At 52.5% G+C, this 5845-nt stretch carries 8 protein-coding genes; all 8 read right to left on the bottom strand.

Annotated features, from left to right (window positions below):
- Positions 1-110: 110 nt before the first annotated feature.
- Positions 111-479 carry a MerR family transcriptional regulator gene (locus tag B2067_RS02730; protein ID WP_068440582.1) on the bottom strand — a complete coding sequence of 123 codons (369 nt, stop codon included), beginning with the start codon at positions 477-479 and terminating at the stop codon, positions 111-113.
- On the bottom strand, positions 457-762 hold the full coding sequence (gene ihfA / locus B2067_RS02725; protein ID WP_068440580.1) for an integration host factor subunit alpha: 306 nt from the start codon (positions 760-762) through the stop codon (positions 457-459). The genes B2067_RS02730 and ihfA overlap by 23 nt, the downstream gene beginning before the upstream one ends.
- 1 nt (position 763) lies before the next feature.
- Entirely contained in the window at positions 764-3151 is a 2388-nt protein-coding gene (gene pheT / locus B2067_RS02720; RefSeq protein ID WP_301387361.1) for a phenylalanine--tRNA ligase subunit beta, read from the bottom strand.
- Positions 3152-3169: 18 nt separating this feature from the next.
- Positions 3170-4174 carry a phenylalanine--tRNA ligase subunit alpha gene (gene pheS, locus B2067_RS02715; protein ID WP_068441522.1) on the bottom strand — a complete coding sequence of 335 codons (1005 nt, stop codon included), beginning with the start codon at positions 4172-4174 and terminating at the stop codon, positions 3170-3172.
- Between the two features lie 208 nt (positions 4175-4382).
- The gene (gene rplT, locus B2067_RS02710) at positions 4383-4736 is read right to left on the bottom strand and encodes a 50S ribosomal protein L20 (RefSeq protein WP_068435564.1); all 354 of its coding nucleotides are present in this window, start codon (positions 4734-4736) and stop codon (positions 4383-4385) included.
- A gap of 21 nt (positions 4737-4757) precedes the next feature.
- A complete protein-coding gene (gene rpmI, locus B2067_RS02705) occupies positions 4758-4952 on the bottom strand; it encodes a 50S ribosomal protein L35 (protein ID WP_068441519.1) in 195 nt (64 codons plus the stop codon).
- Positions 4953-5107: 155 nt separating this feature from the next.
- A complete protein-coding gene (gene infC / locus B2067_RS02700) occupies positions 5108-5647 on the bottom strand; it encodes a translation initiation factor IF-3 (protein WP_076514722.1) in 540 nt (179 codons plus the stop codon).
- A 2-nt stretch (positions 5648-5649) separates the two neighbouring features.
- A partial coding sequence (locus B2067_RS02695; protein ID WP_301387360.1) for a His/Gly/Thr/Pro-type tRNA ligase C-terminal domain-containing protein occupies positions 5650-5845 on the bottom strand: 196 nt, incomplete at its 5' end.

Here is a 5845-nt window from a genome sequence, read left to right as displayed (position 1 = left end):
GTGCGCTACCAGACTGCGCCACATCCCGACTTATGCTGCCACAAGCCTGTGAACAGAGCGCTTAAGTATACTTAAGTACCTGAAAAGGTAAACTTTTTTTGGAATGCCCGTCAGAAGTCGGAGTCTGGATTCAACATATCTTCCAGCTCTTTTAACTCGCGTATCATGTTTTTGATCAGGGCTTTATCCATGGCCACCGCCTGGGACTCTCCGTTGTCTTCCAGCTTTTGTCGGGCACCACCAATGGTGTAGCCATCCTGATACAGCAAAGCACGGATTTCACGGACGAGAATGACGTCCTGACGCTGATAATAACGACGATTACCGGCACGCTTGACCGGCTTGAGAGTTGGAAATTCCTGTTCCCAATATCTGAGAACATGAGGCTTCACATCGCAAAGCTCACTGACCTCACCGATAGTGAAGTAACGCTTCGATGGAATAGGTGGTAGTTCGTTATTGTGGCTGGCTTCCAGCATAGGCTTCTACCCGGATTTTGAGCTTCTGCCCCGGTTTGAACGTCACGACCCGGCGAGCAGAAATAGGGATCTCCTCGCCTGTCTTCGGATTCCTTCCCGGACGCTGACGCTTATCACGCAGGTCGAAATTACCAAATCCTGATAACTTCACCTGCTCATTACGGCTCAGGCTATCGCGGATTTCATCAAAAAAGATGTCCACCATATCCTTAGCTTCACGCTTATTAAGACCAAGATCTTCAAACAGTTTTTCTGCCAGTTCTGCTTTGGTCAGGGCGGTCATGTTAACCCCTTAACGTTGCTCCTATGCTTTCAGAGAGGTGAGCCAAGACTGCTTCCACAGAGTTGTTCACTTCTTCATCAGTCAGAGTGCGTGAAGGATGCTGCCACGTCAAGCCCAAAGCGAGACTTTTTCTATCAGGATCAATACCTTTGCCGACATATACATCAAACAGGTTGAGCTTAGTGAGGTAATCCCCCGCTACGCTTCGGATTCCGTCGAATACCTGATCCACCTGAACTGACTGGTCTACAACCAACGCCAGGTCACGACGCATTTCAGGGAATTTCGAGATGTCACCATACGAAGGCACGGCAATATCACGAACGGCTTCAAGGTCGAGTTCGGCAACAAACAGTGTCTGCTTCACACCAACTTTTTTCTGAGTCGCCGGGTGCAGTGCGCCTATCCAACCAATTGGTTCGCCGTTCTTCAGAACGCGCGCTGTCTGGCCAGGATGCAGTGCTGGATGCTGAGCAGACTCGAACCGATACGCGGAGGCATCGCCGCCACGAGCTAACAGAGACTCAACGTCACCTTTCAGATCAAAGAAATCTACCGGTGTTTCCTGCTCACTCCAGCCCTGAGTCAGACGATTACCGCACACCAGCATCGCCAGCGTAGGAGTCTGTTTGAGGCCATCAGCTTCAGGCACAAAACGCAGGCCAGTTTCGAACAGGCGAACGCGTGGCTGCTGACGCTTGAGGTTGTAGCTGGCGGCAGACACCAGTCCTGTCAGCAAAGTCGTACGCATCACGCCCATGTCCGCTGAAATCGGGTTCAGCAGAGGCAGAGCTTCACGCTCAGGATCGAGGGCTTTCTGCAGCTCTGGCTCAACAAAGCTGTAGGTAATCGCTTCCTGATAACCGCGAGCAATGATCTGGCGACGCAGGTCGCGGATCGGCATACGGGATTCAGGGGCTTTCGCCAACGGCGTCGCCGCCGCAGGAACACGGGTAGGCAGACGGTTATAGCCGTAGATGCGCGCCAGCTCTTCAATCAGGTCAGCTTCGATCGACATATCAAAACGATACGACGGTGCTTTTACTGTCCAGCCTTCAGCGGTGGTTTCAGTATCCATACCAAGGCGAACCAGAATGTCGGTCACTTCGTCGTCAGCCATGGTCAGGCTCAGGACTTGCTCAATACGCTTACGGCGCAGAGTAATGGTGGCTGCTTCTGGCAGTTTGTCCTCGGCAGTTACTTCTGTCACAGGACCCGCCTGACCACCGCAGATATCAATAACGAGCTGAGTCGCACGTTCCATCGCAGTATTGGCCAGGTTGTAGTCAACGCCACGCTCAAAACGGTGCGAAGAATCGGTGTGCAGACCGTAGTTACGTGCACGACCAGCGATCGAAATGGGGTTGAAAAACGCCGCTTCCAACAGCAGGTCCTGAGTTTCACCGTTTACACCTGAGTGCTCGCCGCCCATCACACCGGCCATCGCCAGTGGTTTGCTGTGGTCGGCAATCACCAGAGTATCTGCGTTCAGTTCGACTTCCTGGCCGTCCAGCAGAGTCAGCTTTTCGCCCTCTTCTGCCATACGTACACGGATGCCTCCTTCTACCTGTGCCAGGTCAAAGGCGTGCATTGGCTGACCCAGCTCCAGCAATACGTAATTGGTAATATCCACGACAGGGTCAATCGAACGGATACCGCCACGGCGTAGTTTCTCAACCATCCATAATGGCGTTTCTGCTTTTACGTTCACGCCTTTCACGATACGACCAAGATAGCGTGGGCATGCATCAGCCGCAGAAACCTCGACGGACGCTTTATCATCAATTGACGCGGCAACGGCAGCCACGAGCGGCGGCTTCACCTCTGTGCGTGTCAGTACGCCGGTTTCACGTGCCAGACCTGCAATGCTCAGGCAGTCTGCACGGTTTGGTGTCAGGTCGACTTCAATAACGGTGTCATCGAGGTTCAGGTATTCGCGGAAATCTGCGCCAACAGGGGCAGAATCCGGCAGCTCCATCAGACCTTCAGAGCTTTCTGCCATGCCCAACTCGGCTTCGGCACACAACATACCGAATGACTCAACGCCACGCAGTTTGGCTTTTTTGATTTTGAAGCCTTTGCCATCTTCGGTTGGCAGAACCGCACCGATTTTAGCGAAGGGAATTTTCAGGCCTTCGCGCACGTTTGCAGCGCCACATACAATCTGGAAGTTCTCGGTGCCATCAGACACCTGACATAAGCTCAGCTTGTCGGCATCGGGGTGTTGCTCACGGCTGACAACCTGCCCAACAACCACACCAGAAAAATCACCGGCAACCGGCTCTTCTCCGTCGACCTCAAGACCCGCAAGAGTCAGGTGATCGACCAGTTCCTGAGTCGTAATCTCAGGGTTAACCCATTCGCGTAACCACTGTTCGCTGAATTTCATTTCTTAATATCCCCTGAATTACTTGAACTGCTGCAGGAAGCGCAGGTCGTTTTCGAAGAACAGACGCAGGTCATTCACGCCGTAGCGGAGCATCGCCAGACGCTCAACGCCCATACCAAAGGCAAAACCTGTGTATTCTTCAGGGTCAATATTCACATGTTTGAAGACTTCCGGGTGGACCATGCCGCAACCGCCGACTTCGAGCCAGCGACGCTTGGTACCTTCTGGAGTTTCAATCACCCATTCAATGTCGATCTCAGCGGATGGCTCAGTGAACGGGAAGTAAGACGGACGCAGGCGGATCACCAGATCACGCTCAAAGAAGACGCTCAGAAATTCCTGAATCGTGCCCTTCAGATCCGCAAAGCTGATGCCCTTATCCACCAGCAGACCTTCGACCTGATGGAACATGGGCGAGTGAGTCTGATCGTAGTCGCAACGGTATACACGACCCGGGCAGATAATGCGGATCGGTGGCTCCTGAGACTCCATTGTACGTACCTGAACCGGCGAGGTGTGGGTACGCAGCAGAGTGCCTGCATCAAAATAGAAAGTGTCGTGCATGGCACGCGCCGGGTGATGCGAAGGAATATTCAGCGCTTCGAAGTTGTGAAAATCATCTTCGATCTCAGGGCCTTCAGCGACCTGATAACCGGCATTAGCGAAGAAGCCTTCAATACGCTCCAGTGTGCGAGTAACCGGGTGCAGGCTACCTTCCTGAACGGCACGGCCGGGTAGCGTCACGTCGACGGTTTCAGACGCCAGTTTGGCGTTGAGTGCTTCACTCTCGAGTGATTCTTTACGCGCATTCAAGGCGTCCTGAACTTTGCCACGCGCCTCGTTAATCACCGCGCCGACTTTCGGGCGATCTTCCGGAGCAACATTGCCCAGGTTTTTCATCAGGGCAGAGATTTCGCCCTTCTTACCCAGATACTGAACGCGTACCTGATCGAGTGCTGCCATGTCGCTCGAGGCAGCGACTGCATCCAACGCCTGTTGCGTCAGAGCCTCTAAGTTTTCCATCGTGATGATCCTGAAAGGTCATTTTTTGATTAAGTGCTTACCGGAATTCCCTCAGGGCATCCTATAGAAGAAGCTCTGGTAAGCACTGAATGTGTTTAATAACGCAAAAAAATAGGGGAGGTCTTTCAAAGAAAGCCACTCCCCTATCCTTTGGCCAGTCAAGCTAATGGCTGGCCCGGTTCCGCGTGCTCAGAAGAGCGCGGTGAAATTACAGGCTGGACTTGGCTTTTTCAACCAGAGCCGCAAACGCTGCTTTTTCATTCACAGCCAGATCAGCCAGAACCTTACGGTCAATTTCAACAGTGGCTTTTTTCAGGCCATTGATGAACTTGCTGTAAGACAGACCGTTCTGACGTGCACCAGCGTTGATACGCGCAATCCACAGCTGACGGAACTGACGCTTACGCTGACGACGGTCACGGTAAGCGTACTGACCTGCTTTGATTACCGCTTGCTTAGCAACGCGGAACACGCGACTGCGGGCACCGTAGTAACCTTTAGCCTGCTTCAGAATTTTCTTGTGACGACGACGAGCGACAACACCACGTTTTACACGAGCCATAATTTATCTCCTGACAGTCGATTAAAGATTAGGAAGCATACGAATAACAAGCTTCTTGTCTGCAGCGTGCAGCTGAGACATACCACGCAGGTGGCGCTTACGCTTCGTGCTCTTCTTAGTCAGGATGTGGCTGCGGAAAGCATTACGGTGCTTGAAACCGTTCGCAGTCTTTTTGAAGCGCTTCGCAGCGCCGCTCTTAGTTTTGATCTTAGGCATTTTCATACTCCTGAAAGTTATGAGACGTACAGAAACTAAGACCCTGTACAATCTCTGCCGTAATAACGCCTGCCCAACTCAGGCCGACGCAGCGTCTGGCAGAACGCACAAACCCCGGCAAGCGCCGGGGTCTGCGTATTCATTTGAAAACCAGACTACTTCTTTTTGGATGGGCCGATGACCATGATCATCTGGCGACCTTCCATCTTAGGACGCTGTTCTACGCTGCCGAGTTCTTCGAGATCTTTCTCGACACGCATCATCAGTTCCATACCCAGGTTCTGGTGCGCCATCTCACGACCGCGGAAACGCAGCGATACTTTCGCTTTGTTGCCCGCTTCGAGGAAGCGCTTCAGGTTACGCAGTTTGATCTGATAGTCGCCTTCTTCCGTACCCGGACGGAATTTGACTTCCTTAATCTGCACCTGGTGCTGTTTCTTTTTGGCTTCGGCTTTCTGCTTCTTCTCTTCGTAGAGCTTCTTGCCGAAGTCCATGATCTTACAGACGATCGGATCGCCATCTGAAATCTGAACCAGATCCAGTTCGGCTTCTTGGGCGGCCTCAAGGGCTTCGCGTAAAGAAACGACGCCTACTTGCTCGCCGTCTGCTCCGATTAACCGGACTTCGTTTGCACGAATCTGGTCGTTAATGGGGGCACGGTTATCACGTGCTCCTCTTCTATTATCGCGTCTGATGATCAGTTCTCCATTCCAAACCGGCCGCGTTCTGCAATCGCCTTCTCGAGGATGGCAATAAACTCGTCGACACTCATTGTACCGAGGTCTTCACCCTTACGGGTGCGCACTGCGACAGTGTTTGTTTCTTTTTCTTTGTCCCCCACCACGAGCTGGAAAGGGACCTTGTGTAAAGTATGCTCGCGGATTTTAAAGCCG

It is taken from the genome of Thalassolituus sp. UBA2590 (genome assembly GCF_002339775.1).
Taxonomy (GTDB): Bacteria; Pseudomonadota; Gammaproteobacteria; order Pseudomonadales; family Oceanobacteraceae; genus Thalassolituus.
Note: the sequence above shows the minus strand (reverse complement) of the source record. Positions and strands in the feature narration are given on the sequence as shown.

What these genes read in the sequence shown, in the direction of transcription:
- pheT (WP_301387361.1), bottom strand. Translation starts at nt 3,151, where the DNA reads ATGAAATTCAGCGAACAGTGGTTACGCGAATGGGTTAACCCTGAGATT.
- rpmI (WP_068441519.1), bottom strand. Translation starts at nt 4,952, where the DNA reads ATGCCTAAGATCAAAACTAAGAGCGGCGCTGCGAAGCGCTTCAAAAAG.
- pheS (WP_068441522.1), bottom strand. Translation starts at nt 4,174, where the DNA reads ATGGAAAACTTAGAGGCTCTGACGCAACAGGCGTTGGATGCAGTCGCT.
- ihfA (WP_068440580.1), bottom strand. Translation starts at nt 762, where the DNA reads ATGACCGCCCTGACCAAAGCAGAACTGGCAGAAAAACTGTTTGAAGAT.
- rplT (WP_068435564.1), bottom strand. Translation starts at nt 4,736, where the DNA reads ATGGCTCGTGTAAAACGTGGTGTTGTCGCTCGTCGTCGTCACAAGAAA.
- B2067_RS02730 (WP_068440582.1), bottom strand. Translation starts at nt 479, where the DNA reads ATGCTGGAAGCCAGCCACAATAACGAACTACCACCTATTCCATCGAAG.